The following is a 26,030-nucleotide window of genomic DNA, read 5'->3' on the forward strand; positions in this document are numbered from 1 at the left end:
ATGGAATATAAAATTATTAAATTAGTTGTTGGACAATTACAAGAAAATTGTTTTATTTTATTTGATGAAGATAAGAATGCTTTTGTAGTTGACCCAGGTGGATCAAGTGAAAATATAATCGAAGCAATTGAAAAGAATTCTTTAAGTATAAAATATATTTTACTGACTCACGGTCACTTTGATCATGTTGGTGCAGTTGCAGCCCTTGTAAAAAAATACAAGGCACCAGTTTATCTCTCAAAAGAAGATAGGGCCTTTTTGGAAAGTCCAAAGGAAGTGAGAGCCTCTGCCTTTGGAATGCAAATTGAAGCAGCTGAAGTAGATGTCTTTGTAAAAGAAGGAGATGAAATTTCTTTCTCAGAAGGTAATATTAAAGTAATTGAGACACCAGGTCACACTCTTGGATCTGTTTGCTATTTATTTGAAAACTATTTATTTGCAGGAGATACACTATTTAATGGATCCATTGGAAGAACTGACTTTCCAGAATCAGACCACTCCTTAATGGTAGAGTCCTTAAAGAAACTAAAAAAACTTGACGATGAGATTTATGTCCTATCAGGTCATGGTCCTGAATCTCAGATCTCCTACGAAAAGATGACAAACCCATATTTAAGACAATTATGATTAAGATAGAAAATGAAAGTGAAGGCTTAAAAAAATCTATTTTTGAATTTTTTAGGATGAAGCTTCCAAAAACTTATAATGATTTAAACTTTAACATTAAAATAAAAATAGAAGATCAAATTATTTTTATTAGTATCTTTGGAGAAAATATAAATACTAGTGGAATGATTAGGCTCCAAGATGAGAAGGCTCATTTTACAATTAAAAGATATTTATTTGATTTATTTTTTGAAGAAGAAAATTTTGATTCAAGCTTTGGAATCCTAACTGGAGTGAGGCCCTTAAAACTTCTAGCAAAAGTTTTTGAGGGCTCTTCCTATGATGAGTCAATGAAGATTTTATGGGATAAGTACAGGATAGGAAGAGATGAGGGAGATTTTTTATATAAAATTTATAAAAATCAAGAGAACATCAGACTTACCTCAAATATAGATAAATATAATGTCTATGTCCATATTCCCTTTTGTCCATCTAGGTGTCTTTATTGTTCCTTTGATACAACAATAGAGAATAAAGAAAAGATGGATCTCTATACAAAGAACTTGGTTGAGGATATAAATTCTCACAAGCTTGAATTTCCTGGAGAAGCAAATTCTATTTACATTGGCGGAGGAACTCCAACGTCAATTGGATTGGAAAACCTAGAAAAAATTATTGATTCACTTATAAAAAAGTTTGGTCTCACAAGAGAATTTACTGTTGAGTGTGGACGAATTGACAGCCTCAGCCTTGAAATGCTAAAGATGCTTAAGGACAAGGGTGTCAATAGGATTTCTCTTAATCCTCAAACCTTCAACGAAGATGTGATAAATAAATTAAATAGGGTTTCAAATAAAGATTTTGAATTTTGGTTTAAAGCAGCAAGAGAGCTTGGATTTGAAATAATTAATATGGATTTGATTATGGGACTTCCTGGAGAAAATAAAGAAAGTATATTATCTTCAATAGAAAGAGCAATTGAGTTTTCTCCTGAAAATATCACAATCCACACTTTAGCCCTAAAAAATGGTTCCAAACTTTTTGAAAATTCATACCACAATGAAGAAGACTTTGGAAATCTTTTGGAAGAATCAAAAAAATTATTAATAGAAAATGATTATGAACCCTATTATCTTTACAGGCAGAAAAAATCTGTAATATCATCAGAAAATATTGGATATGCAAGAGAAGGTCATTCATCAATTTATAATATTGTGATGATGGAAGAGCTTGAAAATATTATTGGTTTTGGTCTAGGAGCCAGCACAAAGATTTTAAATAAAGATGGAAAGTTTGAGAGAAATTTAAATTCTAAAAGCCTTGAAGACTTTTTAAGGAGAAGATAATTTTGAAATTAGGAAAAATTTTAAATAACTTAGACATTGTTGATGCAAACTATGAAATAGATAAAGAAACAGAAATAAAAAATATCGCCTTTCACACAGACGATGTAGCTGAAGGCGGTATTTTTGTTGCCATAAAGGGTTATGTCACAGATGGACATAAATTTATAAAAAAAGCAAAAGAGCTTGGTGCAGAAATTGCTATAGTAGAAGATTATTCTGATGAAGATATTAAACAAATAAGAGTTAAAAATTCTAGGATTGCTCTTGCAGACATGGCTACAAATTTTTATGAAGATCCATCAAAAGACATGGAGGTCATTGGTATAACGGCAACTAATGGAAAGACAACAACTGCTTTTATGGTTGATTCAATATTAGAAGAAGATGAGAGAAAAACAGGAATGATAGGCACTGTCTTAACGAGATATGATGATGTCGTGATTCCATCTGTACTCACAACTCCAGAGTCCTTAACTCTTCAGTCCTACTTTAGGGATATGAAGGACAGGGGCGTAACTGATGTGACAATGGAAGTTTCATCATCTGCTCAAGAACTGTATAGAAATAAAAATATTGATTTTGACATAGTGACTTTTAACAATCTTGGTAGAGAACACATTGATCAACATGGAAGTTTTGAAAATTATTTTAGGTTTAAATCAAGACTTATTAGACATGCAAAAGAAGAAGCTCTTGCAATTTTAAATTCAGATGATGAAATAATTTATTCTTTGAAAGACAAGACGAAAGCACAAGTCCTTAGCTTTTCACTAGAAAATAATGAAGCTGATTTTGGAATTCAAGATTTAGACCTTTCAACAGGCAAGGGTAAATTTATTTTTACAATTAATAGGGATATAAAAATAAAAGACTTTGTCTTAGAAAAATCTGAATTTGAAATTGAACTGGGATCTGTTGGTTATTCATCAGTTATGAACTCAATTGTTGCAATAATAGTTGCCCTTTGCCTTGAAATTGATAGAGAAATTATAAAAAAAGCCTTAAAAGATTTTAAGGGAGTTGAGAGAAGGTTTGAACTTATCTTTGACGAAGAATTTAAAATCTTAGACGACCATTTTGCCAATGAAAAAAACATTGATGCAACAATGGAAACTTTAAAGGAAATGGACTATGAAAATCTAAACATCCTTTATGCTATTAGAGGCAAGAGAGGGGTTGAAGTAAATCGTGAGATTACAGAAAGACTAGTCAAGTGGATAAAAATTTTAAAACCAAAAAGTCTTTCAGCGACTTTGTCAAGAGATACTGTAAAGGAAAAGGACAGGGTCACTGATGAAGAACTAAAAGTTTTTAAAGATATTTTAGAAAAAAATAATATTGAGTGTAAAATTTACGATACACTTGAAGAATCTGTTAATGATTCAATAGACTTGTTAGAAAATGATGATGTCTTACTCCTTGCAGGTTGCCAAGGCATGGATAAGGGGGCAGGCTTTGTAAAAGAAAAACTTTTGAGAGAAAATAAGGTTAAAGACATAGAAGGTTTTTCTCATAGAATAGACAAGAGAATCTGTTAAAGTTGAATTTTTAAAGGCCTTGTTTTATAATTAAAATAGAATTTTATGGTAAAAAACTATATTAAAGGCTAATCGATTATAAAAATATTAAGGAATAAGCTCCAAACCATTTGAGGCTTGGAGTTTAATTTTTAGGAGGAAATATGGCTGAAAAAATGGGAAATCTCAAAAGAACAAATTATTGTAATGAGATTTCAGAAGATATGATTTCAAAAGAAGTTACCCTAATGGGTTGGGTGGCAAAACAAAGGTCACTTGGATCCATAGTTTTTGTTGACTTAAGAGATAGAAGTGGAATTGCACAAATTGTTTTCGACGATACTTCATCAGTTGAACTTCTAGAAAAGGCATCTCACCTTCGTGGAGAATTTGTAATTGCTGTTAAGGGACAAGTTCGTATGAGATCTTCAATTAACGAAGAATTAGAAACTGGTAGGGTTGAAGTCTTAGCAACAGAACTTAAAATCTTAAGTGAATCAGAAGTTCCACCTATTTATGTTAAGGACAATGATAATGTTCAAGAGAATATGAGACTTAAATATAGGACTCTTGATTTAAGAAAGCCAAGTATGCAAAAAAATCTCATGATTCGTTCACATATTTATAAGATTACTCGTGACTTCTTCTATGAAAATGGGTTTATAGAAGTTGAAACTCCTATGTTAACTAAGCCAACTCCTGAAGGAGCAAGGGACTACCTAGTTCCTAGTAGGGTTAATCCTGGAGAATTTTATGCCCTTCCTCAATCACCACAACTAATGAAACAGTTACTTATGGTGGCAGGACTTGACAGATATATTCAAATTACAAAATGCTTTAGAGACGAAGACCTAAGGGCTAACAGACAACCTGAATTCACTCAAATTGATATGGAACTTAGCTTTGTAGATGAAGAAGATGTAATGAGTCTTAACGAAAGATATCTTCAAAAATTATTCAAAGAAGTAATTAATAAGGACATTGAACTTCCAATTAAAAGAATGAAATACTCTGAAGCAATGGATAGATTTGGAGTAGATAAACCAGACTTAAGATTTGGTATGGAACTAAGGGATATCTCTGAAATAGTAAAAGATTGTGGCTTTAAGGTATTTGAAGGAAATACTGAAAAGGGCAAAAGTGTTAGGGGAATTAAGGTTGATGGTGGAAGTGACTTCTACTCTAAGAAGCAAGTTAAAAAATTAGAATCCTTTGTAAAGGACTTTAAGGCTATGGGACTTTCTTGGATAAGAGTTGACGATGAAATTGATTCACCAGTTGCAAAATTCATTTCAGAAGAAAAAATGCAAGAAGTTATTTCTGCCTTTGATGCAAAAAAAGGAGATTTAATTTTAATCCTAGCTGACAAAAACTCTGTAGTATTTAGTGGTCTAGGTAACCTTCGTAACAAGATTGCAAGAGACATGGACCTAATAGATGAAGATGACTACAAACTTGTTTGGATAACAGAATTCCCATTATTTGAATATGATGAGGAAGAAGAGAGATATGTTGCAATGCACCATCCTTTCACTAGCCCACTAGATGAGGACGTAGATAAACTAGTAAGTGATAAGGAAAATGCTAGAGCAAAAGCCTATGACATTGTTATCAATGGCGATGAAATGGGTGGAGGAAGTATTAGAATTAACGACCCAGAGGTTCAAGAAAAAATGTTTGAAGCTCTTGGACTTTCAGAAGAAGAAGCTAAAGAAAAATTTGGTTTCCTTCTTGAAGCCTTTAAATATGGAGCTCCACCACATGGAGGACTTGCATATGGTCTAGATAGACTTGTAATGTTATTTACAGGAGCTAAGAGCATAAGAGATGTTATAGCCTTCCCTAAGACTCAAGCTGCAACTTGTCTATTAACAGGTGCACCAACAGAACTTACAGAAAAACAATTAGAAGAAGTTCATATCAAGGTAATTGAAGAATAAGAAAAGGTGATTATATGGAAAGCATAGGAATTGTAAAAGCTAAAAGAGAAAATAAAATTTTTGTAGAATTTACTAGAGAAAGTGCCTGCGGAGAATCTTGCGAGGCTTGTAACGCTAAGTGTGCTGAATCAGAACAAGAGCTCTTTGAGTTTAACAATACTATTTCTGCCAAGGTTGGAGATATAGTAAAGATAAAAACCAATGACAAGTCAGTGCTTTCTTATAAATTTTTAGTTTATGGCTTGCCACTAGTTCTATTTATGTCAGCAATTACTATTTCTTATTATTTTTTCAACAAGATGGGTTTAGGAAATAAAGATGTACTTTCTTTAGTAATGGGAATTTTATCCTTTATTCTATCTTTTATTATTCTTAGAAGCATTGACAACAAAAATAGACATATAAGTGGAGCCAGCATTCTTCTTGAAAAAATGTAGGTGAAAAATGACTAGCAAAAATTGGCAAAAGGTTCTCTATATTTTTTCTATAGTGATCCTTATTTTGTCCTCACTATTTTTTCTATATTCATTAGCTAATAGAAAATTTTCTAACAAATTAATTGCTGAAAATAAAAAGCTAATGGAAGAAATACAAGCCTTGGAAGATAAATCTAAGGATTTGGATAAGGAAATAGATAACTTAGATATAAAGTTTAATTTAAAGTCACAAGATTTTTACGAGAAATATGGCTATCAATTTGAAGCTAATAAAACTGATGAAATAAAAAATATCAAGAAAGATTATGAAGAAAAAAATAAGACGATTAAATCTGAAGTAAGGGAAAGACTTAAGGCCTATGGAGCTTTCTTTAATTCAAATATTTATGAAAAAGAAAATTATGACAGGGCCGTTGATGACTTCTTAACTCTTAGTAGGGAGAGAAGTCTTGAAAAAAGTAAAAACCTTTATAAGGATTTAGGACTTGATGATCTTTTTAAAGATGTAGATGGATTTGCATCTTATATAATAAATCAAAATAGCCCTTCTCATGAGTTAAATTTATTTGTATTCTATGCTTCTATGTATTCTTCAAGTATCTATAATTTTATGGAAGATGAAAGGGTAAATTTATCTGAAATCTATGTTGATCTAAATAACTTGTTAAATATTTATAGAGAGATGGAGAAAAGGTCATACAAAACAGGTGACTTGTCTGCAGAAAAATTAGGATATTTAAAAGATTTCGTCGATGAGAAAGTTTCTGAATATTACAAAAATTATGGGATTATTAAAGCCTTAGAGAAGAGTGGTAAAGATGAGTAAAAATATAAAAACATTTTTTTCTTTTGTTTTTATTATTCTAAGTTTAATGCTTTCTTATCTTGGTTTTTCAAATTTAAAAAAAATGGAGTCTTCATATTTTAATTTAACTAGGGAAAACTCTTCTTTAATCGACAAAAAAGACAAAAGTGAAGATAAGTTAAAAAACCTAAGTCAGGATATAAACTTGAAGAATACAAAACTTGAAGTCATTGAGAATGAACTAGAGAAGTTTGATGTTTTAAAAAATAAGTCCAAAGAGATAGAAAGCCTCAACAAAGAATTGGAAGATTCTAAAATTTCTTTTAAAGAAAATAAAAATTTTAAATCTTTTGAATTATCAAGGGAAAAAATAAATTCCTACCTTCCTCTTAATGGAAACTTTATTGATAAGGACTTAAGTAGGGAGGACATTGAAGACAATTTATCCATTTTGCCATTTTTTATAGACTCACGTTATACTTACGACTTAAATAAATCTATAGGCAAACATAATATCAAGGCTTATGAGAATCTTGGACTTGTAGACTATTTATTAAATGGTGATAATTATTTACTTAAGTCCATTTTATTAAATGACTCTTCAAAGATTTCCAGGTTAAAGGATGAAAAAGATTCAATTTTAAAAAAAGAAGAAAATCTATTAGAAGTGTCTGAAAATATTTATGGTTTAAATAAAATTTCTAAAAATAAAAATTTGACTGATGATAATTCTTCAAAAGATAAGGAAGAGAATGACAGCCAAGAAGACATATTAAATGCCCTTTGTCTTGATATTTTAAACTCATCAATTAACTATTTAAAGGGATATGAAATAATAAACGAAGATGGACTTAATAAATTTAAATCAAATGACAAAATACTTATGACAGAAAAAATTGAAGAAAAGAAATTAACTACAAATTATTATAGGGGTGTAGATGAAAAAGCCTACACCATAAGTGAAGAAAAAGAATAAACTCTTTTTAGGAGAAAAATGAAGGAACAATTAATTAGAATAGATTACCAAGGAAAGGAAATTATTTTAATACCTACGGCTCACGTTTCTCAAGAAAGTGTTAATTTAGTTAGGGAAACTATAAAAGAAGAAAATCCTGACTCAATTTGCATTGAGCTTGATGACCAAAGGTATAAAAATTTAAAAAATCCTGAGGCTTGGAAAAATACAAATATTATAGATATTATAAAGGAGAAGAAGGTTACGCTTTTAATTGCTAACCTCATCCTTTCATCATATCAAAAAAATATTGCAAAAAAACTAAAGACAAAACCTGGACAAGAAATGATGGAAGGTATGAAGGCTTCCGAAGAGATGGGAATTAATTTGGTCCTAGCTGATAGAAGTATCCAAACAACTTTTATGAGAATTTGGAGAAAGATGGGATTCTTTGAAAAAATAAAATTATTCTTCTCACTAATGTCTATTGATGACGATGAAGATGTGTCTGAAGAAGACCTTCAAAGATTAATCGAAAGAGACAATCTTGAGCTTGCCATAGAAGATATGGGTAAGGACTACCCTCAAATTGCAGCGACTCTTTTACATGAAAGAGATAAGTATCTTGCTTACAATATTAAAAATGCTCCAGGTAATAAAGTTGTAGCAATCCTTGGTGCTGCTCATACTCCAGGAGTTGAAGAAGAGGTCTTTAAGGACCAAGACATAGAAGAACTTGATAAGGTTCCACCAAAGTCTTTTATGGGAAAACTCCTTCCTTGGATTATACCAGCCTTAATTGTAATTTTAATTGTGCTGGGCTTTAAGCAAAGTATGGATACAGGATTTTCACAAATAAAATCTTGGTTTATATTTAACTCTGTCTTTTCAGCAATCTTTACAGCCCTATGTCTTCCACATCCACTTAGTGTTTTAACGGCCTTTGTTGCTGCTCCTTTCACATCAATTAATCCGGTTCTAGCTTGTGGTTGGTTCGCAGGTTTAGTTGAAGCAAGTCTAAAGAAGCCAACAGTTGAGGACGTAAATAATATTCCAGATGATATCTTTAATATTAAGTCATGGATTCACAACAAGTTTTTGAAGGCCTTATTAGTTGTAATACTTGCTAACCTAGGTTCATCAATTGGAACTATCATAGCTGGATCAAAAATTATTCAAAGTATAATTTAATAAAAATTTACAAGTCTGTAAGATTTTGATGTGTACATATCATCTTCTTGCAGGCTTTTTTATTTTTCATTTAATAAAAAAGATTTGCACAAAATTTTTTGCTTATTGATATAATTGAGTAAATATAAATAAATTATAAGATGAGGCTTAACAAAGTCTTCATCAAAAATTCACAAATTATTATTATAATGAAGTTGGTGATAAAATGTTTAAAATTTTAGTAGTGGATGATGAAAAAAGCATAAGAGAAGTTATAAGAACCTACGCAGAGTTTGAAGGTCACGAAGTAGTTGAAGCTGTAGATGGTCTTGATGCTATAGATAAGGTTAAAGAAGAAGACTTTGATGTAATTGTCATGGATATAATGATGCCAAGACTTGATGGCTTTTCATCCTACAAGGAAATAAAAAAGATAAAAAATATTCCTGTCTTAATGCTATCAGCAAGGAGCGAGGAATATGATAAATTATTTGGATTTGAAATTGGAATTGATGATTATGTCACAAAACCTTTTTCTCCAAAGGAATTAATGGCAAGGCTAAATGTTATTGTAAACCGAAATAACAAGGTTGAAGAAAATCAAGCTATGGAGTTTGAGGGGCTAAAAATTGACTTAGATGGTCGTGTCGTTTTTGTAGATGATGAAATAGTAGACCTGACTCCAAAGGAATATGACCTCTTGGTTTACATGGTAAAAAATAAAAATATTGCCCTATCTCGTGATAAGCTCCTAAATCAAGTGTGGGGTTATGATTTTTATGGGGAAGATAGGACAGTTGATACTCATATAAAGATGCTTAGAAACTCTATAAAAGAATATAGAAAATTTATTATTACAGTAAGAGGAGTGGGATACAAGTTTGATACGAGAAATTAAAGAAGTGAAGAAGATAAAAATTGATAAAAACAGCATATTATTTAAGCTGTGGAAGTATTTTGTCTTTTTTGCTGGACTAATCTTAATTTCTATTTGGCTCTTTCAAACAGTCTTCCTTTCTAGTTTTTATGAAACCATGAAAATTCGTGAAGTTACAAAGGTTGGTAACGAACTTAGGAGTGAATACAAGTCTCAAGATTTTGAAACTAAGCTTTCCAACTATGCCAACACTAAGGGACTTGAGATAAAAGTTCTAGATGAAAATGGTGCTTGGGTCTTTCCCTTAAGACTTTTTGATGAGTTTGTAGAAAGACCAAGGATGATTTGGGAAAATTTTGATAAATTTTTTGGATCCTTAAGTAGAGACAATAGAACTTATAAAATTTATACAGTTAGGTATGAAAATCTTAAGGACCCATCAATAATTTATGCAGGCTATCTTGGAAAAACTGATGGAGAAGACTATTACCTCTATATAAATTCAGTTTTAAAGCCAGTGGATGCAACAGTTGATGTAATTAGAAGAATTCTTATAATAATTTCTTTCTTGTCACTGATTTTTGCATCCATCACGGCATATTTTGTATCGAAAAGACTTTCAAGACCTCTTGTTAGGATGTCAAATACTGCCAAGGAGCTTGCCAAGGGTGACTACAAGGTTCAATTTAGGAAGGGCGAATACACAGAAATTGACGATTTGTCCAATACTCTTAACTATGCAAAAAATGAACTTACAAAGACAATAGAAATGAGAAAAGATCTTGTGGCCAATGTCAGTCATGATTTAAAGACCCCTTTGACAGTTATAAAGTCCTACGGTGAAATGATTAGAGATATATCAGGTCCCAACGAAGTCTTGAGAAACAAACACTTGGAGACAATCATTAGTGAGGCCGACAAGCTGACAGCTCTTGTAAATGACTTGTTAGACTTGTCAAAGATAGAATCTAACTTGGAAGAGATAAAGAAAGAGGAATATGATCTTAGAGAATCTGTGGAAGAAGTCCTGGATAGGTTTAAGATTAATAAGGATTTTGCAAAATACAAATTTACTATTGAAGCTTCTGGAGATACAAGAATTTTAGCTGATAGGTCTAAAATAAACAGGGTAATTTATAATTTAATTAACAATGCCATAAATTATTCACCAGTCAATAAGGAAATAAAATTAGTCATAAAGAGCGACGAAAATAAAACTGAGTTTCACTGTATTGATAGGGGAATAGGAATTAGCGAAGAAGATGTAAAGGGAATATGGGATAGGTTCTATAGGGTTCGTGACAACCACACAAGACCTGAAATAGGAACTGGTCTTGGACTTTATATTGTCAAGACAATAATGGAACTTCATGGATTTGATTATGGAGTTCATTCAAAATTAGGACAAGGATCTGATTTTTATTTCATTGGAAGCAAATAATTTTATAAAAAGATTAAATCGACTAGAGATAGTCGATTTTTTTGTGCAAAAATTTATTTTTTGCAATTAATTATAAATTTACTTTTAAGATTGATTATTAAAAAATTAGAAATTTGTTTTACTGACAAGAAAAATTGTATTTTATGAAAACATTATTTATTCTAAATAAAAATTTAGGGCCTATAGTCCTATTTTGTTAAAACTAATTAAAAGACTAGAATATGGGGACTTTGTGTAGTAAAATTAACTTAAGTGGAACAAAGTGGAGTAAAAAATAGTTAAAATGGAATAAAGTGGAGAATATTTATGTTAATTGGTGAATTCAGACACAATCTCGACCCCAAGGGAAGAGTAACAATTCCATCAAAGTTTAGAGAAGACCTTTCATCATTTGTTATGACTAAGGGTCTAGATGACTGTCTATTTTTATATCCAAGTGACCAATGGGAAAAAATTGAGAATAAACTAAAGGAACTCCCAATGACTAACAAGGCTGTTAGGTCCTTTGTGAGAACCTTTTTCTCAGGTGCTATTGACTGCGAACTTGATAAGCAGGGACGTATATTAATTGGAGAGCACCTAAGAGAATATGCAGACCTTATAGACAAGTGCGTAATAATAGGTCTTTCAAATAGGGCAGAAATTTGGTCTGAAGAAAACTGGAATAAGTACAATGAAGAAGAAGCTCTATCCTATGAAGAGCTTGCTGAAAAAATGTCGGAGTTGGGAATATAATGGAATTTACACACAAAAGTGTTCTTTTAAATGAGACAATTGAAGGATTAAATGTTAGAGAGGGAAAGATTTACCTCGATGGAACTCTTGGTGGTGCAGGTCATAGCCGTGAAATTCTTAAAAAATTAAAAGGGACTGGACTTTTAATTGGAATTGATCAAGATATAGAAGCTCTTGAAGTTGCTAAAGATAGACTTTCAGCATATAAAAACGTAGAATTTTTTAACTTAAATTACATAGATTTTGAAAAAGCTCTTGATGAACTTGGAATTGATAAGATTGATGGAGTCTTACTTGATATTGGAGTTTCCTCCTATCAGTTTGATAATCCAGAGAGAGGTTTTTCTTATAGGTTTGATGCTCCACTTGATATGAGAATGGACCAAGACCTTGAAATTTCTGCAAGAGATATTGTAAATAACTACAGTGAAAGCGAAATTACAAGAATTATTAAGGAATACGGAGAAGAAAAGTGGGCAGCAAGGATTGCCAAATTTATTGTAGATGAGAGAAAGAGTAAGGAAATTGAAACTACTTTTGAACTTGTTGAAACTATAAAAAAAGCAATTCCTGCAGGTGCTAGAAGAAATGGACCCCATCCAGCCAAAAGAACTTTTCAGGCTTTAAGAATTGAAGTTAATAAAGAGCTTGATGTTCTAAAGGATTCTATTGAAAGATTTGTAACAAGACTTAACCCAGGTGGAAGAATTGCAATTATAACTTTTCATTCACTAGAAGACAGAATAGTAAAAAATTCCTTTAAATATTTGGAAAAAGATTGTATCTGTCCTCCATCTGCACCAATTTGTACTTGTGACAAGAAAAAAGAAATTAAAATTATAACAAGAAAGCCTATAACTGCAAGTGAAGACGAGTTAAAAGAAAATAACAGGTCTCATTCAGCCAAATTAAGGATTGCCGAAAAATTAGAGGTGTAAAATGGCAAAAAGATTAACTAAAAATCCAAATAAAAGTTATAATATATATAGAAATCAACTTTTAAAAAACAAGCCTTTTATTTTGACTATGGCAATTGTAATTATGGTATTTGCAGCTGTACTCATTATGTATTCACAGATTGCAGGTCTTGACAGGGAAATCCTTAGGCAAAAGGCTGAAATTGAAGAATTAAATAAAACAAAAACAACTCTTGTAGGCGATATTAAAGCTGTAAAATCATCTGCTCAGATAGCAGAAGAAGCAATGTATAAGCTTGGTATGGTTTATCCTTCTGAAGACCAAATAGTTTACATTGATTCAGGGGAAGAAGAAAATTTGGCAGACATTAACTACAACGTATTTTTGAGTCCGATTGTCTCTGTCCTTAGGTCTTTTACAAGAGATTAGGGGGATATAATTGAAAACTAATAAAAGGAAAGCTAGAGATAGAAAAAATAGAGGTGGATTTAAGGCAAAGACAAATAATGCCAACAGATTCATATTTGTATTTTTTATCTTTCTAGCTTTTTTATTTGTAATATTAATTGGTAAACTTCTGTGGATCCAAATAGTTCAGTCAGAAGAACTGACTATTTCAGCCTTAAACCAACTAACTAGGACTGAAGTTATAAACTCTAACAGAGGTATAATCTACGATAGAAATAATAAAGAAATGGCAATCAATGTCACTAAATGTAATGTTTTTTATAACATGAATTATTTAAAAGAAAGAAAAAATGAAAGTGAAAGTGACTTTGAAAATAGAAAAGAAAGGCTCTACGATGAAGATGCCAAAATTATTTCTGATACAATAGGTGTGGATTACGAGGAAATAAGATCTAAGATGAAGGGCGACAAGGTTGTAAGGCTTGCAACTAACATTGAAAGAGGCAAGGCTCAAGAACTTAAGGACCAGCAATTAGAAATTATCAAGGAAAATAAAGAAAAAAAAGATAATAAAAAATCAAACCTAATCCCAATGTCTATTGACGATGTAACTAGAAGGCTTTATCCTTTTAACAATTTGGCATCCTATATTATTGGATTTACAAATGATGAAAATGTAGGTCAATATGGGATTGAGGCATCCTATGATGAAGAATTATCAGGAATTTCTGGTAAGAATGTATCTTTAAAAGATAATGCATCAAACAAGATTCCTCTCACAGATGAAGAAACTTATGCACCTAAAGAAGGTTACTCAGTGGTTTTATCCATAGATTCAAATATCCAGCAGTTTGCAGAAACTGCAGCTTTGAATGCAAAAAAAGAAAATATGGCAGACAAGGTTTCCATTATTGTTCAGGATACTATGACTGGAGAAATCTTAGCTATGACAACCAAGGATGACTACAACCTAAATGATCCTAGAGCACCTCTTAATGAAAAGCAGGAAGAGGAATGGGACAAGTTAACTGAAGAAGAGAAGATGGAAATTCTCTATGATAACTGGAGAGACTTTAACGTCAATGATCAGTATGAACCAGGTTCAACCTTTAAACTTATAACAGCAGCAGCTGCTATAGAAGAAAATGCAGCTCAACCAGACTCCCAATATGTATGTAATGGGGCTATGGTAATGGGTAACAACAAATTAACTTGTACTAGTAACACTAGAGGAAAAAAGACCCTTGCAAAGGCAATAGAAGAGTCATGTAATATGACTATGATCCAAGTTGGTCAAGACCTAGGAGCTGAAAAGTTTCTTAAATACATAAAGGCTTTTGGTTTTGGTAAAAAAACTGGAATAGAGCTTTATGGGGAATCAACTGGTATAGTTCCAAGTTCTTATAAAGATATAGGCAAGGTTAATCTTGCAACAATGTCTTATGGACACTCAATTGCCGTATCTCCTTTACAACTTATAAGTGCAGTAAGTGCAATTTCCAATGGTGGTTATTTAAATAAACCAACACTTATCAAAGAAATGGTAGATGCCAATGGAAATGTAATTGATAGAAAAAGGACTGAACTTAGGAGAAGAGTAATCTCAGAAGAAACTTCTGATAAAATGAAGATGATGATGAGAAGAGTAGTGGAAAATGGTACAGGTAAACGCGCTCAGGTTCCAGGTTATATAGTTGGTGGTAAGTCTGGTACTGCAAATATCGCTACACCCACAGGATATCTTGAAGCTTATAACTCATCCTTTGTTGGCGTAGCACCACTTAATGATCCAAGGCTAACAGTTCTTGTAGTTATTAACAATCCTAAGGGAGGGATACTTGGTAGTGTAGTTGCAGCTCCAGTAGTTCAAGATGTATTGGAAAAGTCTCTTAACTATATGAAAATTCAAAAAACTGAAGAAGTTGATGAAAAAGATGAGTTTATTTCTGTTCCAAATGTAGGAGGACTCCTTCTTGAAGATGCAGGAAAGATATTAATTGATTCTGGACTTAGGTTTAACAACAATTCAGAAAATGTCTTACCATATTCTGTTGTTACTAATCAAAGTCCATCAGCAGGCTCTTATGTCTTAAAAGATACAATAATTGATCTTGCCGTAAATGATAAGGACAGTGGTATTTTAATAATGCCGGACCTTAGCAAGAAGACTAGAAAAGAAAGCCAATCTATTTTAAATTCCATGAATTTAGAGTATAATATCAAGGGAAATGGCGACTTTATATCGCAAAGTCCAAGACCTGGTCAAAAGTTAAGTGGAAACGAAAGTGTGACCCTTAACTATTCAAAAAGAGACCAAGAAAATATAAGTGACGAAACTAATAAAAATACTAATAACTCTTCTAATGAAACAAATTTAAAAAACAAGAAAAACTTAGAAGAAAATAAAAATTCAAAAAAAGATAAAAGAAATAAAAAAGATATTAAAAAATCTAAGAAAAACACAAATAATAAGAAGGAAAATAGAAACAATAAAAGGAATTAGGTTAAAAAACGATGAATTATGTAATTAATATAGGCTTGGGATTTGTTCTTTCCATAATTTTTGGAAAAATTATAATTCCCATATTAAAAAGTTTACACGCAGGACAAAGTATAAGAGAAGATGGACCCCAGTCTCATTTAATTAAAAGTGGGACTCCAACAATAGGTGGATTAATATTTTTAGCATCTGTTATTGTGACAAGTCTTATAACAGCAAACTTTAAAGTTTCAGTTTTAATGATATTATTCTCAACTCTTGCCTTTGGAGCAGTTGGTTTTATTGATGACTACATCAAGGTTGTAATGAAGAGAAATTTAGGACTTCGTGCCTATCAAAAATTACTCCTTCAAATTTTAGTTGCAGTTATTTTAATAATATACCAATATAATTCTAAAGGAATGGGGACAGATTTATATATTCCCTTTTTAAAAGACTATAGGTCCATAGGATTTTTATATATTCCCTTTGTTATCTTTGTAATTGTTGGTACAGTGAATTCAGTAAACTTAACTGATGGTTTAGATGGACTTTCAACAAGCGTGACAATTATTTGCCTTATATTTTTTAATATTGTTGCAGCTAAATTTCAAAGATATGAAATTTCTCTATTTTGCCTTGCCTTAGCAGGTGCTTTAATGGGATTCTTATACTACAATAAGTTTCCAGCAAAAGTTTTTATGGGAGACACAGGATCTCTTGCCTTAGGTGGAGCAATTTCTGCCATAGCACTTCTTTTAAATGTGCCCTTAATTTTACCTATTGCAGGTGGAATTTACTTTATAGAAACACTTTCAGTTATAATTCAAGTAATTAGCTTTAAAACTAGGGGAAAGAGAGTTTTCCTTATGTCACCACTTCACCATCATTTTGAACACAAGGGATGGCATGAGAAAAAGATAGTAGCAGTATTTTCATTAGTGGAAATTATACTTTGTGTGATTTCTTACTTAATATTATTTTAGGTGATTTAAGATGATAGAAAACAAAAACATTTTAATTATGGGTTTTGGGGTCACTGGAAAAACAGCCCTAAAATTTTTAAAAGAATTTCCATGCAAGATTTATGTTTACGATAGCAATCAAGACCTTCACAAGTTAAATGTAGAAGAAGATTTTATAATTTTTAAGGAAGAAGACCTTGATGATATTGACTTAATAGTTAAAAGTCCTGGAATATATCCTTTCCATGAACTTTTAGAAAAGGCCAGAGAGAAAAACATAGAGATTATTTCAGATATTGAACTTAGCTATAGAAATTTAAAAACTGAAAATGTAATTGCAGTTACTGGTACTAACGGCAAGACAACGACAACTACAATTCTTGGAGATATTCTAAAAAGAGTAGCAAAGACTTATGTTGTAGGAAATATTGGAAGAGGGATTCTTGAAATCACTAAAGAAGCAAGTGATAATGATTATGTAGTAATAGAGGCATCATCCTTCCAACTAGAAGACACAATTGATTTCAAACCCGACATAGGAGTCTTAACCTATGTAACCAGTGATCATTTAGACTGGCATAAGACAAGACAAAATTACGTAGATGCAAAATTTAAAATCTTTAAAAATCAAGACGAAAATGACTTTGCAATTTTAAACTATGAAGATAAGGATCTTGCTGAAGAATATAAGCTCAAGGCAGAAAAATATTATTTTTCTATGGAAAAGATAGGGGATAAGGGAGCTTATGTTGATAATGGAAAAATTTATTTTAATAATGGAGAAAAGACAGAAGAAGTCTTAGATATTAAAGACATAAAAATTCCTGGAGACCATAATGTAAGAAATATTATGGCAGCTATTATTGCTTGTAAACTTCTAAATATTGACCTAGATCTTATAAAAAAATCCATTCTTTCTTTTACAGGAGTAGAACACAGGATTGAATTTGTAAGAGAAGTTGACGGAGTAAAATATTATAACGACTCCAAGGGAACTAATCCAGATTCAACAGAAGTAGCTGTTGCTGCTATGGATGGAGACGTAGTCTTGATAGCTGGTGGATACGACAAGGGTGCAGACTTTGATAATCTAATAGAAAAGTCTAAAGATAAAATAAAGACAGCAATCTTATTTGGAGAAACTGCAGAAAAAATCTCTAATTCTTGTAAAAAATCTGGAGTAGAGTTTTACATTACTGAAGACTTAAAAAAAGCTGTAGAACTTGCTAGGAAACTTTCTTCAAGTGGAGACGATGTTCTTTTATCACCTGCGTGTGCTTCATGGGATATGTATAAAAGTTATGAAATAAGGGGTCAACACTTTAAGGACCTTGTCAAAGAGTTGATGTAGATGAAGTTAAAAAAGGAAATAAAAGATATTGATTTGATGCTGCTTTTGACCACAGTGTTTCTTATTGTAATTGGTCTTATAGCAGTTACTTCAGCTTCCTTTCCAACTGCAAAAAAATATAATTTAAATAGCTTCCACTACTTGGCAAGACAATCTGGCTTTTTAATAATAGGAATTATTGCACTTCTACTAATTTTAAAAATGCCAAGAGCAGTAATTTATAAAAATATAGATTGGTTGTTTCCAGTAAGTATCGTTTTAATACTACTCTTGTGGTCTCCACTTGGTGACAAGTCGAAGGGACAAGTAAGGTGGCTAGATCTTAAAATATTAAGGTTTCAACCTTCAGATATTTTAAAATTATCTTCAATAATTTACTTATCAAAATACTTGGCGAGAAATATTTATTCCTTAAAAGACAGAAAAATATTTTTAATAGCAGTTGCTATAATGGGTATATCTGTTGGACCAATTATGATTAAGGACTTTTCAACAGCGGTTGTTATTGGTGTGTCACTATTTGCCATACTTCTTGCGGCTGGAATAAATAAAAAACAATTCTTATTCTTAGTTGTATTAGGTATAGGTCTTATATTTGTAATTTTAATGGACCCAGAAAATAAGTTTAGGCTTATGAGAATTTTTGGGTTTGTGTCTGACTCAACAGACTACCAATCGGCTGCCCTCTATCAATCAAGGCAATCTCTTTATGCCTTTGCTTTGGGAGGTTACTCTGGAGTAGGTTTATTTAGATCGAGACAAAAGTATACAAACCTTCCAGAAGCTTATACAGACTTTATCTTTTCTGTAATAGCAGAGGAATTTGGATTTATTGGAACTTTTATAGTAATATTATTATTTATAATTTATATTTATAGGGGATACATGATAGCCTTTAAGGCCACAAATTATTTTGATAAATTCACAGCTATTGGATTGACAACCTACATTGGAATTCAGGCCTTTTTTAATATGGGAGTTTGCGCAAAAATTCTTCCAGTAACAGGTATAACCTTACCTTTTATTTCATATGGAGGTACAGCACTTGTAATGGCACTTGTATCAACAGCTATTTTATTAAAAATTTCGAAAGAAGGCACAGTATGAAATATATTTTATCCGGCGGAGGTACTGGGGGACATATATACCCAGCACTTGCCATTGGAGAAGAGATAAAAAAGAAAGACAAGGACGCAGAAATTCTTTATGTTGGCAAAAAAAATTCTTTAGAAGAAGAATTAGCAAAAAAATATAATTTTGACTTTAAAGGCATTGATATTTCTGGTCTTCCAAGAAAAAAATTAAATAAGGACACAGTTATTACCTTCTTTAACCTAATGAAGGGATTAAGAGAATGTAATAAAATATTAAATGATTTTAAACCAGATATTGTTATTGGAACTGGTGGATATGTTTGTGCACCAATAGTTTTTAAGGCTCAACAGAAAAAAATAAAGACAGTAGTTCAGGAACAAAATGCTTATCCAGGCAAGACAAATAAAATCCTTGCTAAAAAGGCCGATTATGTCTTTATTAACTTTGAAGAAGCAAAAAAATATCTAGATAATGACAATATTATCTTTACTGGTAACCCTGTAAGAGATGTTTTTTCCCACTTAAACAGGGAAAAATCAAGGAAAGATTTAGGTATTAATAATGGTGAAAAATTTGTATTTTCTTTTGGTGGTTCTGGTGGACAAGAATCTACTAACGATGCAATTCTAGAAATTCTTAAAGAAAATAAAAGTATTCCCTTTAAACTAACTCATGTGACAGGTAGAGAACATTATGATGGATTCATGGAAAAGGCACCTGACCTTCCAGATAATGTGGAAATCCTTGATTATACTCACAAGGTTTATGATTATTTATCCAGCGCAGATCTAGTTATAGCTTCGTCATCAGCTATGACCCTTGCAGAGATATCAGCCCTTGGCATAGCATCAATTTTAATTCCAAAGGCCTATACTGCTGGAAACCACCAATACTATAACGCAATGAGTTACAAGGGTATGGGTGCATCTTCAGTTATTGAAGAAAAGGACTTAAATGGAGAAAGTCTCTTAAGTGAAATTAATAAAATTCTTGATGATAATAATGAAAGAAAGAAAATGGCAGAAAACTCAAAGAAACTTGCCAGCCTAGATGCTGTTTCAAAAATTGTTGATATGATTATAGAGTGATTTTATGAAAAAGATGGAAAAGAAAAAAAGAAAACTGAATAAAAAAAGAAAATATTTTAGGATTTTTAGCAGATTTTTCATATTCTTTTCCTTCATATTTTTAATAATTTTTGCCCTTAAAAATTCTAATTTTTTCAATGTGAAAAGTATTAACATAGAGGGCAATCAAAATGTTACTGCAGGCAAAATAAAAAAAGTTTCTCAACTTCAAAAGGGGAGCAAGTTTTTTGTAATATCAAAAAAAGACAGGATAAAAAAATTAGAAAGCATCCCTTATATAGAGGATGCCAAAATTTCCTATAACCTTAGAGGAAAAGTTACCATAAAGGTGAAGGAAAGACTTCCTTATTATCAACTGGAATCTAATGAATATTTGTTAGTTGATGATAAATTTAGGATTCTTGAAAATTCAGACAAAAAATCTGATAACTTGGTTAATTTGTCAGGTTTTAATGTTGAGAATCCTCAAGCTGGGAATTATATTTTAACTAACTCAGAGGATCAAGAAAAAAGGAATCTTTTATTGTCCTTAAGAAAAGACAAATATTCGCTTCATGGAAACATAAGGGATATTGAACTTTTAGATTCTATTTCAACTTTTACGACAGTTGACGGAATTAAAATTGAATTTGGATCCTATTCTAATGTTGATTATAAACTCAAGATGCTTTCATTAATACTTAAGGATATAAGTACAACAAATAAGAATGCCATCATAATTCAAATGGAAAAGGGTGATAGCCCAATACTTATTACTGACGGGGAAGATAATAAAAAGTCAGATAAAAAAGAGAAAAAAACTTCAATTAAAGATGAAGAGAAAAATAAATCTTATAGAGAAATAAATAAGCTTGACGAAAACGCAAATTAAAGGTCACAATTGACCTTTAGATATTGACTATTTAACAGTATTTCTATAAAATGATAGTAATGAATATAAAAATAATTAATTAGTATACGAGGAGGATGTTTATGTTGGAATTCGATATGGACCAAGACGATTTTGCCAAAATTAAAGTAGTTGGCGTTGGTGGCGGCGGAAACAACGCTGTTAATAGAATGATTGAAGCTGGAGTTAAGGGCGTTGAATTTTTAGTATTTAACACAGATAGACAAGCACTTAAAAATTCAAATGCTGATACAAAAATTCAACTAGGTGAAAAAATCACTAAGGGACTTGGTGCAGGTGCTAATCCAGAAATTGGAGAACAAGCTGCTGAAGAGTCTTTAGATGAAATTAGAGAAGCTCTTGATGGCGCTGATATGGTATTTATCACTGCAGGTATGGGTGGAGGAACTGGTACTGGTGCAGCTCCTGTTATTGCAGATGTTGCAAAAGAATTAGGTCTACTTACTGTTGGTGTTGTTACAAAACCTTTTACATTTGAAGGAAGAAAGAGAGCAAAATCTGCTGAATCAGGTATAAATGCTCTTAAAGGAAAGGTTGATACATTAGTTATAATTCCAAACGACAGACTTCTTAGCATTGCAGATAAAAAGACAAGCTTCTCACAAGCCTTTGAAATGGCAGATGACATACTAAAACAAGGTATCCAAGGTATTTCAGATTTAATCTCTGTTCCTAACTTAATTAACCTTGACTTTGCTGACGTGAAGACAATTATGTATGATAAGGGCATTGCTCACATGGGTATTGGCCGTGCATCTGGTGATGACAGAGCTACAGAAGCAGCTAAGCTTGCAATAAACTCTCCTCTACTAGAAACTTCTATCGAAGGAGCAAAATCTGTTCTTCTAAATATTACAGCAGGTTCAGATCTTGGTATCTTCGAAGTTAATGAAGCAGCAGATCTTATTAGAGACTGTGTATCTGAAGATGCTAACATAATCTTTGGTGCAGGTATTGATGAAACTCTAAAGGATGAAGTTAAGATTACAGTTATAGCAACTGAATTTGACCAATATAAAGAAGATAAGAAAGACAAGAAGGATAAGAAAGTTGAACTTAACCAAAAATCTCCCATTGAATCTCTTGAAAACGATGATGAAGAAGATAATGGAGAGCTTAAAATCCCTTCTTTCTTAAGAATTAATAGAAAATAATTTAATTTAAGATTTAGGACATTGGAGACAATGTCCTTTTTTAATGTCTTAATATCTGTTGGGGAGTAAACCTTTAACAGATATTTTTATTATAAAAATAGAACTTATAAGAAATTAGTCACAAACTAAAAAATAAATAAAACAAAACCAGGAGAGGCAAATAAGTTCAAAATAATAAAAAAAGATTTGTTAGCTTTATAAGATAGAATTTTTCTTAGCTTATTGGAGATAAATAGTTTTTTCATATTTATGCTTTTATTCAATAGAAGTAATTAGGATTATAGAAAAGAAATTTTATATAATTTACAATAAATTTATTTTTCGTTTTAAGTAAAATGGTTTAAAAGAGAATACATTATTACAAATCGTGAAAATGTTTTTATTTGACAAGATTGATTCTATAAAAAATTTTATATTTATTTAGTTTTTTAAAAATAAAGTCACAAATATTTACTATATTAATTACAAATATATGATTACTAAAAGTTTGCAAAATCCTAATTAATATATAAAATCAGTAAAAAAAATTGAAAAATTTAAACAAATGATAAAAATAAAAAAATAATACTATTTTAAATATTTTTTTGTTATAATGGTCTTTGTGAGAAAAATATAAAGGAGGAAGAGAATGAATTTTACATTTAACTTAATGCAAACGGTAGGATTTGCAATCATGGTTTACTACATAGGTAAATTCTTAAGACATAAGGTTTATTTCTTTCAAAAGTTTTGTGTACCAGCACCAGTAATAGGGGGATTCTTATTTGCAATCATTAGATTCTTATTACAAGTTGGAGGAATCGCAACTTTTGAATTTGACCAAGCCTTACAAAATCCATTTATGATGGTATTCTTTACTGCTATTGGTGTTGGGGCAGACCTTGACACATTGAAAAAAGGTGGAAAAGGATTTTTAATATTCTGGTTAATTTCAGCAATATTAGTTTTAGGACAAAATACAATTGGGCTTGTTCTAGCAAAAGCTCTAAATGAGAACCCACTTCTAGGTCTTGTATGTGGTTCAGTTACAATGGTAGGTGGACACGGATCAGCAGGAGCTTGGGGAGGTACATTTGCTAAACTTGGATTAGATAATGCTAAAACTTTCGCCTTAGCAGCTGCTACTTTTGGAGTTATCATGGGATCTCTTATTGGAGGACCTATTGGATCAACTCTTATTAGCAGAAAGAAATTGTCAGGAGTAAATAATGAATCTTCAAACTACGACGATGTTCTAGAAAATCTAGAAGAAAATAATGCGGGCGAAGGTTATGAAAGAGTAGTACCACTACAAGCTGGAGACTTTATTAAAGTTCTTGGACTTATTTTCGTATCAATTGGATTTGGTGCAATTCTTCAAGAATTCATCAGAACTCACGTATCAATTATGGGTAAAGAACTAAACTTACCTGCTTATGTTACTTCAATGATTATCGCAGGTATCTTCGTAAACACAATTGGAAAAAAAGGACCTCTTATGGTTAATCAAAGAGCAAACTCAATTTGTGGAGACGTTGGACTAAATGTTTTCCTAGTAATGGCTCTAATTGATATCAACCTAATTGACCTTAAGGATGTAGCAGGATCGATGCTTATAATCCTAATAGCACAAACTCTATTTATTGGTTTATTCGCTTACTTTGTAACATTCTGGGCAATGGGTAAAAATTACGATGCGGCAGTACTTGCTGGTGGTATGTGTGGATTTGGTATGGGTGCTACTTACAACGCACTTGCAAACATGGACTCAATCACTGAAAGATTTGGACCATCACCAAAGGCATACTTCATCCTTCCAATGGTTGGAGCTTTCGCAATTGATATTACAAACTCAGTATTTATTACCATATTCTTAAATATTGCACAAAGTATGTCATAAAATTAAAAGAAAATATAAAAATTGGCTGGGCCTGGTGGCTCAGCTTTTTTTATGCTTTCTTGTAATTGATTAATAAAATTTTAAGTGATATTATTATTTAAATGGTCCTTAAGGGCCTTATTTAAATGAGGTGAGAATTATGAAATGTCCCTTTTGTGGATATGGTGACTCTAAGGTTTTAGACACAAGACCAACTGATGAAGGTAATACTATAAGAAGAAGGCGCGAGTGTCTAAACTGTCAAAAAAGATTCACTACTTATGAAAAAATTGAACAATCACCAATTATGGTAATTAAGAAAGATGGAAATAGACAGGCTTTTGATAGAGAGAAGATAATAAGAGGTATGATAAAGTCTTGTGAGAAGAGACCTGTTTCTGCTGCTGATATAGAAGAAGCTGTAAACAATATAGAAAAGAAAATTGAAAACTCTATGAAGAAAGAAATTAGTTCTCTTGAGGTTGGAGAGATGGTAATGGAAGAATTAAAGGACCTAGATGAGGTTTCTTATGTTAGATTTGCATCTGTATATAGGGAATTTAAAGATCTTCAATCCTTTGTTGATGAGCTTGAGAATTTTGTAAAAAAGAAGAATTAATATGGACTTATTTGAACTTAGCATGCAAAAAAATTTGGAGACCAAAGCGCCATTGGCTGACAGGATGAGGCCTAGGAATTTGGAGGAATTTTTTGGTCAAGATCATATTATAGGAGAGGGCAAGTATCTTTCTAGGCTAATAAAAAGTGACAGGCTAACTTCTGTATTGTTTTATGGTCCACCAGGAGTTGGTAAGACAACTCTTGCTGAAATAATTGCAAGGACAACTAACAAAAATTTTGTCAAACTTTCTGCTGTTACCTCTAATTTAAGGGAGCTTCGTGAAGTCTTGAAAAAGTCGGAAGACTCTATGAAGTTTGACAATGTATCAACTATAGTTTTTATTGACGAAATCCATAGATTTAATAAAAGTCAGCAAGACGCCCTTCTACCATTTGTTGAGAGAGGGGTTATTAGCTTAATAGGTGCTACGACAGAGAACCCCTATTTTGAAGTCAATAGGGCCCTCTTATCGAGAATGCAAATAATAAATCTATATCCTCTAGAAAACAAGGGCTTAGAAAAAATGATGGATATGGCTTTAAAGGATAAGGAACGTGGGCTTGGAAGAAAAAATATAGAAATTACTGAAGAGGCAAGAAATATTTTAATCAATAACTCCAATGGAGATGGAAGATATCTCTTAAACAGCTTAGAGATTGCTGCATTATCAACAGATGAAGTTGATGGAAAAATATTTTTAGATAAAGATGTAATAGAAAACTCTCTTCTCATAAAAAATGTTAGGTACGATAAGAATAATAATGAGCACTATGACACTATATCTGCCTTTATAAAATCTATGAGGGGGTCAGACCCAGATGCAGCCCTAATTTATCTTGCAAAGATGCTTGAAGGCGGAGAGGACATCAAATTTATTGCGAGAAGGCTTATAATTTTTGCTTCAGAAGATGTGGGCAATGCAAATCCAGAGGCAATTCAAGTTGCATCGGCTTGTTTTAACAATATAAATGCTGTTGGAATGCCTGAAGCCAGAATTATCCTAGCCCAAACTGCAACTTATTTAGCATCATCAGAAAAATCCAATGCAGCTTATGCAGGAATAAATAAGGCCATGGAGGATGTGAGAAATGCAACTAACATTGATATACCCAGGTATATAAGGGATAAAAGAAACCCCCACAATGAAACTGATGAAAAATATTTGTATCCTCATGATTATGAGAATGCTTATGTAGATCAAAAATATATGCCAGATAATTTTAAGGGCAGAAAATATTATGAGCCAAAAAACATTGGCTATGAAAGAAAAATAAAAGATTACTTAGACAGTTTAAAGTGAGTTAAATTGACAAATAGAGCATTTAATTATATACTTAACAATTAAGTAAGAAA

General features: G+C 31.7%; 23 protein-coding genes. All 23 read left to right on the forward strand.

Annotated elements, in window-relative coordinates; translation table 11 throughout:
* The 23 genes from HMPREF3023_RS05795 to HMPREF3023_RS05905 all read left to right on the forward strand — a co-directional run bounded on the left by HMPREF3023_RS05795 (window position 1) and on the right by HMPREF3023_RS05905 (window position 25,977).
* Window positions 1-627, forward strand: a complete 627-nt coding sequence (locus HMPREF3023_RS05795) for an MBL fold metallo-hydrolase (RefSeq protein WP_070701633.1) — start codon at window positions 1-3, stop codon at window positions 625-627.
* Complete coding sequence (gene hemZ, locus HMPREF3023_RS05800; protein ID WP_070701635.1) at window positions 624-1,952, forward strand: coproporphyrinogen dehydrogenase HemZ; 1,329 nt, start codon at window positions 624-626, stop codon at window positions 1,950-1,952. Before HMPREF3023_RS05795 ends, hemZ begins: the two co-directional genes overlap by 4 nt.
* 2 nt (window positions 1,953-1,954) lie before the next feature.
* A complete protein-coding gene (locus HMPREF3023_RS05805; protein ID WP_070701637.1) occupies window positions 1,955-3,490 on the forward strand; it encodes a Mur ligase family protein in 1,536 nt (511 codons plus the stop codon).
* A gap of 143 nt (window positions 3,491-3,633) precedes the next feature.
* A complete protein-coding gene (aspS, locus tag HMPREF3023_RS05810) occupies window positions 3,634-5,409 on the forward strand; it encodes an aspartate--tRNA ligase (protein ID WP_070701639.1) in 1,776 nt (591 codons plus the stop codon).
* Window positions 5,410-5,423: 14 nt separating this feature from the next.
* Window positions 5,424-5,846 (forward strand): SoxR reducing system RseC family protein, encoded by a 423-nt coding sequence (locus HMPREF3023_RS05815; RefSeq protein ID WP_070701641.1) that lies wholly within the window; start codon window positions 5,424-5,426, stop codon window positions 5,844-5,846.
* A 142-nt stretch (window positions 5,847-5,988) separates the two neighbouring features.
* Window positions 5,989-6,672, forward strand: a complete 684-nt coding sequence (locus tag HMPREF3023_RS05820) for a hypothetical protein (RefSeq protein WP_246829188.1) — start codon at window positions 5,989-5,991, stop codon at window positions 6,670-6,672.
* The gene (locus tag HMPREF3023_RS05825; protein WP_070701644.1) at window positions 6,665-7,627 is read left to right on the forward strand and encodes a hypothetical protein; all 963 of its coding nucleotides are present in this window, start codon (window positions 6,665-6,667) and stop codon (window positions 7,625-7,627) included. The genes HMPREF3023_RS05820 and HMPREF3023_RS05825 overlap by 8 nt, the downstream gene beginning before the upstream one ends.
* 18 nt (window positions 7,628-7,645) lie before the next feature.
* Window positions 7,646-8,797, forward strand: a complete 1,152-nt coding sequence (locus HMPREF3023_RS05830) for a TraB/GumN family protein (RefSeq protein WP_070701646.1) — start codon at window positions 7,646-7,648, stop codon at window positions 8,795-8,797.
* A gap of 205 nt (window positions 8,798-9,002) precedes the next feature.
* Complete coding sequence (locus tag HMPREF3023_RS05835; RefSeq protein ID WP_070701648.1) at window positions 9,003-9,674, forward strand: response regulator transcription factor; 672 nt, start codon at window positions 9,003-9,005, stop codon at window positions 9,672-9,674.
* The gene (locus tag HMPREF3023_RS05840; RefSeq protein ID WP_070701650.1) at window positions 9,658-11,094 is read left to right on the forward strand and encodes an ATP-binding protein; all 1,437 of its coding nucleotides are present in this window, start codon (window positions 9,658-9,660) and stop codon (window positions 11,092-11,094) included. The genes HMPREF3023_RS05835 and HMPREF3023_RS05840 overlap by 17 nt, the downstream gene beginning before the upstream one ends.
* 306 nt (window positions 11,095-11,400) lie before the next feature.
* Window positions 11,401-11,829: a division/cell wall cluster transcriptional repressor MraZ gene (gene mraZ / locus HMPREF3023_RS05845; protein ID WP_070701652.1), complete on the forward strand. Its 429-nt coding sequence runs from the start codon at window positions 11,401-11,403 to the stop codon at window positions 11,827-11,829.
* Window positions 11,829-12,767: a 16S rRNA (cytosine(1402)-N(4))-methyltransferase RsmH gene (gene rsmH, locus HMPREF3023_RS05850; protein ID WP_070701654.1), complete on the forward strand. Its 939-nt coding sequence runs from the start codon at window positions 11,829-11,831 to the stop codon at window positions 12,765-12,767. Before mraZ ends, rsmH begins: the two co-directional genes overlap by 1 nt.
* A 1-nt stretch (window position 12,768) precedes the next feature.
* Window positions 12,769-13,176 (forward strand): FtsB family cell division protein, encoded by a 408-nt coding sequence (locus HMPREF3023_RS05855; protein WP_070701656.1) that lies wholly within the window; start codon window positions 12,769-12,771, stop codon window positions 13,174-13,176.
* 10 nt (window positions 13,177-13,186) lie between these two features.
* Window positions 13,187-15,658, forward strand: coding sequence for a penicillin-binding transpeptidase domain-containing protein (locus HMPREF3023_RS05860; RefSeq protein WP_070701658.1), 2,472 nt, complete (start codon window positions 13,187-13,189; stop codon window positions 15,656-15,658).
* A gap of 11 nt (window positions 15,659-15,669) precedes the next feature.
* On the forward strand, window positions 15,670-16,620 hold the full coding sequence (gene mraY / locus HMPREF3023_RS05865) for a phospho-N-acetylmuramoyl-pentapeptide-transferase (RefSeq protein ID WP_070701660.1): 951 nt from the start codon (window positions 15,670-15,672) through the stop codon (window positions 16,618-16,620).
* A 10-nt stretch (window positions 16,621-16,630) separates the two neighbouring features.
* Entirely contained in the window at window positions 16,631-17,950 is a 1,320-nt protein-coding gene (gene murD / locus HMPREF3023_RS05870; RefSeq protein WP_070701662.1) for a UDP-N-acetylmuramoyl-L-alanine--D-glutamate ligase, read from the forward strand.
* Window positions 17,951-19,057, forward strand: a complete 1,107-nt coding sequence (locus tag HMPREF3023_RS05875; protein WP_070701664.1) for an FtsW/RodA/SpoVE family cell cycle protein — start codon at window positions 17,951-17,953, stop codon at window positions 19,055-19,057.
* Window positions 19,054-20,133 (forward strand): undecaprenyldiphospho-muramoylpentapeptide beta-N-acetylglucosaminyltransferase, encoded by a 1,080-nt coding sequence (gene murG / locus HMPREF3023_RS05880; RefSeq protein ID WP_070701666.1) that lies wholly within the window; start codon window positions 19,054-19,056, stop codon window positions 20,131-20,133. The genes HMPREF3023_RS05875 and murG overlap by 4 nt, the downstream gene beginning before the upstream one ends.
* 139 nt (window positions 20,134-20,272) lie before the next feature.
* The gene (locus HMPREF3023_RS05885) at window positions 20,273-21,004 is read left to right on the forward strand and encodes a cell division protein FtsQ/DivIB (protein ID WP_246829189.1); all 732 of its coding nucleotides are present in this window, start codon (window positions 20,273-20,275) and stop codon (window positions 21,002-21,004) included.
* 101 nt (window positions 21,005-21,105) lie between these two features.
* Window positions 21,106-22,197: a cell division protein FtsZ gene (ftsZ, locus tag HMPREF3023_RS05890; RefSeq protein WP_070701670.1), complete on the forward strand. Its 1,092-nt coding sequence runs from the start codon at window positions 21,106-21,108 to the stop codon at window positions 22,195-22,197.
* A gap of 628 nt (window positions 22,198-22,825) precedes the next feature.
* Window positions 22,826-24,076, forward strand: a complete 1,251-nt coding sequence (gltS, locus tag HMPREF3023_RS05895) for a sodium/glutamate symporter (RefSeq protein ID WP_070701672.1) — start codon at window positions 22,826-22,828, stop codon at window positions 24,074-24,076.
* 139 nt (window positions 24,077-24,215) lie between these two features.
* The gene (nrdR, locus tag HMPREF3023_RS05900; RefSeq protein WP_070701674.1) at window positions 24,216-24,674 is read left to right on the forward strand and encodes a transcriptional regulator NrdR; all 459 of its coding nucleotides are present in this window, start codon (window positions 24,216-24,218) and stop codon (window positions 24,672-24,674) included.
* 1 nt (window position 24,675) lies between these two features.
* Window positions 24,676-25,977 carry a replication-associated recombination protein A gene (locus HMPREF3023_RS05905; RefSeq protein WP_070701676.1) on the forward strand — a complete coding sequence of 434 codons (1,302 nt, stop codon included), beginning with the start codon at window positions 24,676-24,678 and terminating at the stop codon, window positions 25,975-25,977.
* Window positions 25,978-26,030: the final 53 nt, after the last annotated feature.

Origin of the sequence: Peptoniphilus sp. HMSC075B08 (assembly GCF_001815405.1) — a bacterium.
Taxonomy (GTDB): Bacteria; Bacillota; Clostridia; order Tissierellales; family Peptoniphilaceae; genus Peptoniphilus_A; species Peptoniphilus_A harei.

Bases quoted from the DNA above. Each gene is read 5' to 3' on its own strand.
- HMPREF3023_RS05795 (WP_070701633.1), top strand. From the start codon at position 1: ATGGAATATAAAATTATTAAATTAGTTGTTGGACAATTACAAGAAAAT.
- ftsZ (WP_070701670.1), top strand. From the start codon at position 21,106: ATGTTGGAATTCGATATGGACCAAGACGATTTTGCCAAAATTAAAGTA.
- HMPREF3023_RS05820 (WP_246829188.1), top strand. From the start codon at position 5,989: ATGGAAGAAATACAAGCCTTGGAAGATAAATCTAAGGATTTGGATAAG.
- aspS (WP_070701639.1), top strand. From the start codon at position 3,634: ATGGCTGAAAAAATGGGAAATCTCAAAAGAACAAATTATTGTAATGAG.
- HMPREF3023_RS05830 (WP_070701646.1), top strand. From the start codon at position 7,646: ATGAAGGAACAATTAATTAGAATAGATTACCAAGGAAAGGAAATTATT.
- HMPREF3023_RS05875 (WP_070701664.1), top strand. From the start codon at position 17,951: ATGAAGTTAAAAAAGGAAATAAAAGATATTGATTTGATGCTGCTTTTG.
- HMPREF3023_RS05855 (WP_070701656.1), top strand. From the start codon at position 12,769: ATGGCAAAAAGATTAACTAAAAATCCAAATAAAAGTTATAATATATAT.
- mraZ (WP_070701652.1), top strand. From the start codon at position 11,401: ATGTTAATTGGTGAATTCAGACACAATCTCGACCCCAAGGGAAGAGTA.
- HMPREF3023_RS05825 (WP_070701644.1), top strand. From the start codon at position 6,665: ATGAGTAAAAATATAAAAACATTTTTTTCTTTTGTTTTTATTATTCTA.
- rsmH (WP_070701654.1), top strand. From the start codon at position 11,829: ATGGAATTTACACACAAAAGTGTTCTTTTAAATGAGACAATTGAAGGA.
- murG (WP_070701666.1), top strand. From the start codon at position 19,054: ATGAAATATATTTTATCCGGCGGAGGTACTGGGGGACATATATACCCA.
- hemZ (WP_070701635.1), top strand. From the start codon at position 624: ATGATTAAGATAGAAAATGAAAGTGAAGGCTTAAAAAAATCTATTTTT.
- HMPREF3023_RS05905 (WP_070701676.1), top strand. From the start codon at position 24,676: ATGGACTTATTTGAACTTAGCATGCAAAAAAATTTGGAGACCAAAGCG.
- nrdR (WP_070701674.1), top strand. From the start codon at position 24,216: ATGAAATGTCCCTTTTGTGGATATGGTGACTCTAAGGTTTTAGACACA.
- HMPREF3023_RS05835 (WP_070701648.1), top strand. From the start codon at position 9,003: ATGTTTAAAATTTTAGTAGTGGATGATGAAAAAAGCATAAGAGAAGTT.
- HMPREF3023_RS05815 (WP_070701641.1), top strand. From the start codon at position 5,424: ATGGAAAGCATAGGAATTGTAAAAGCTAAAAGAGAAAATAAAATTTTT.
- gltS (WP_070701672.1), top strand. From the start codon at position 22,826: ATGAATTTTACATTTAACTTAATGCAAACGGTAGGATTTGCAATCATG.
- mraY (WP_070701660.1), top strand. From the start codon at position 15,670: ATGAATTATGTAATTAATATAGGCTTGGGATTTGTTCTTTCCATAATT.
- murD (WP_070701662.1), top strand. From the start codon at position 16,631: ATGATAGAAAACAAAAACATTTTAATTATGGGTTTTGGGGTCACTGGA.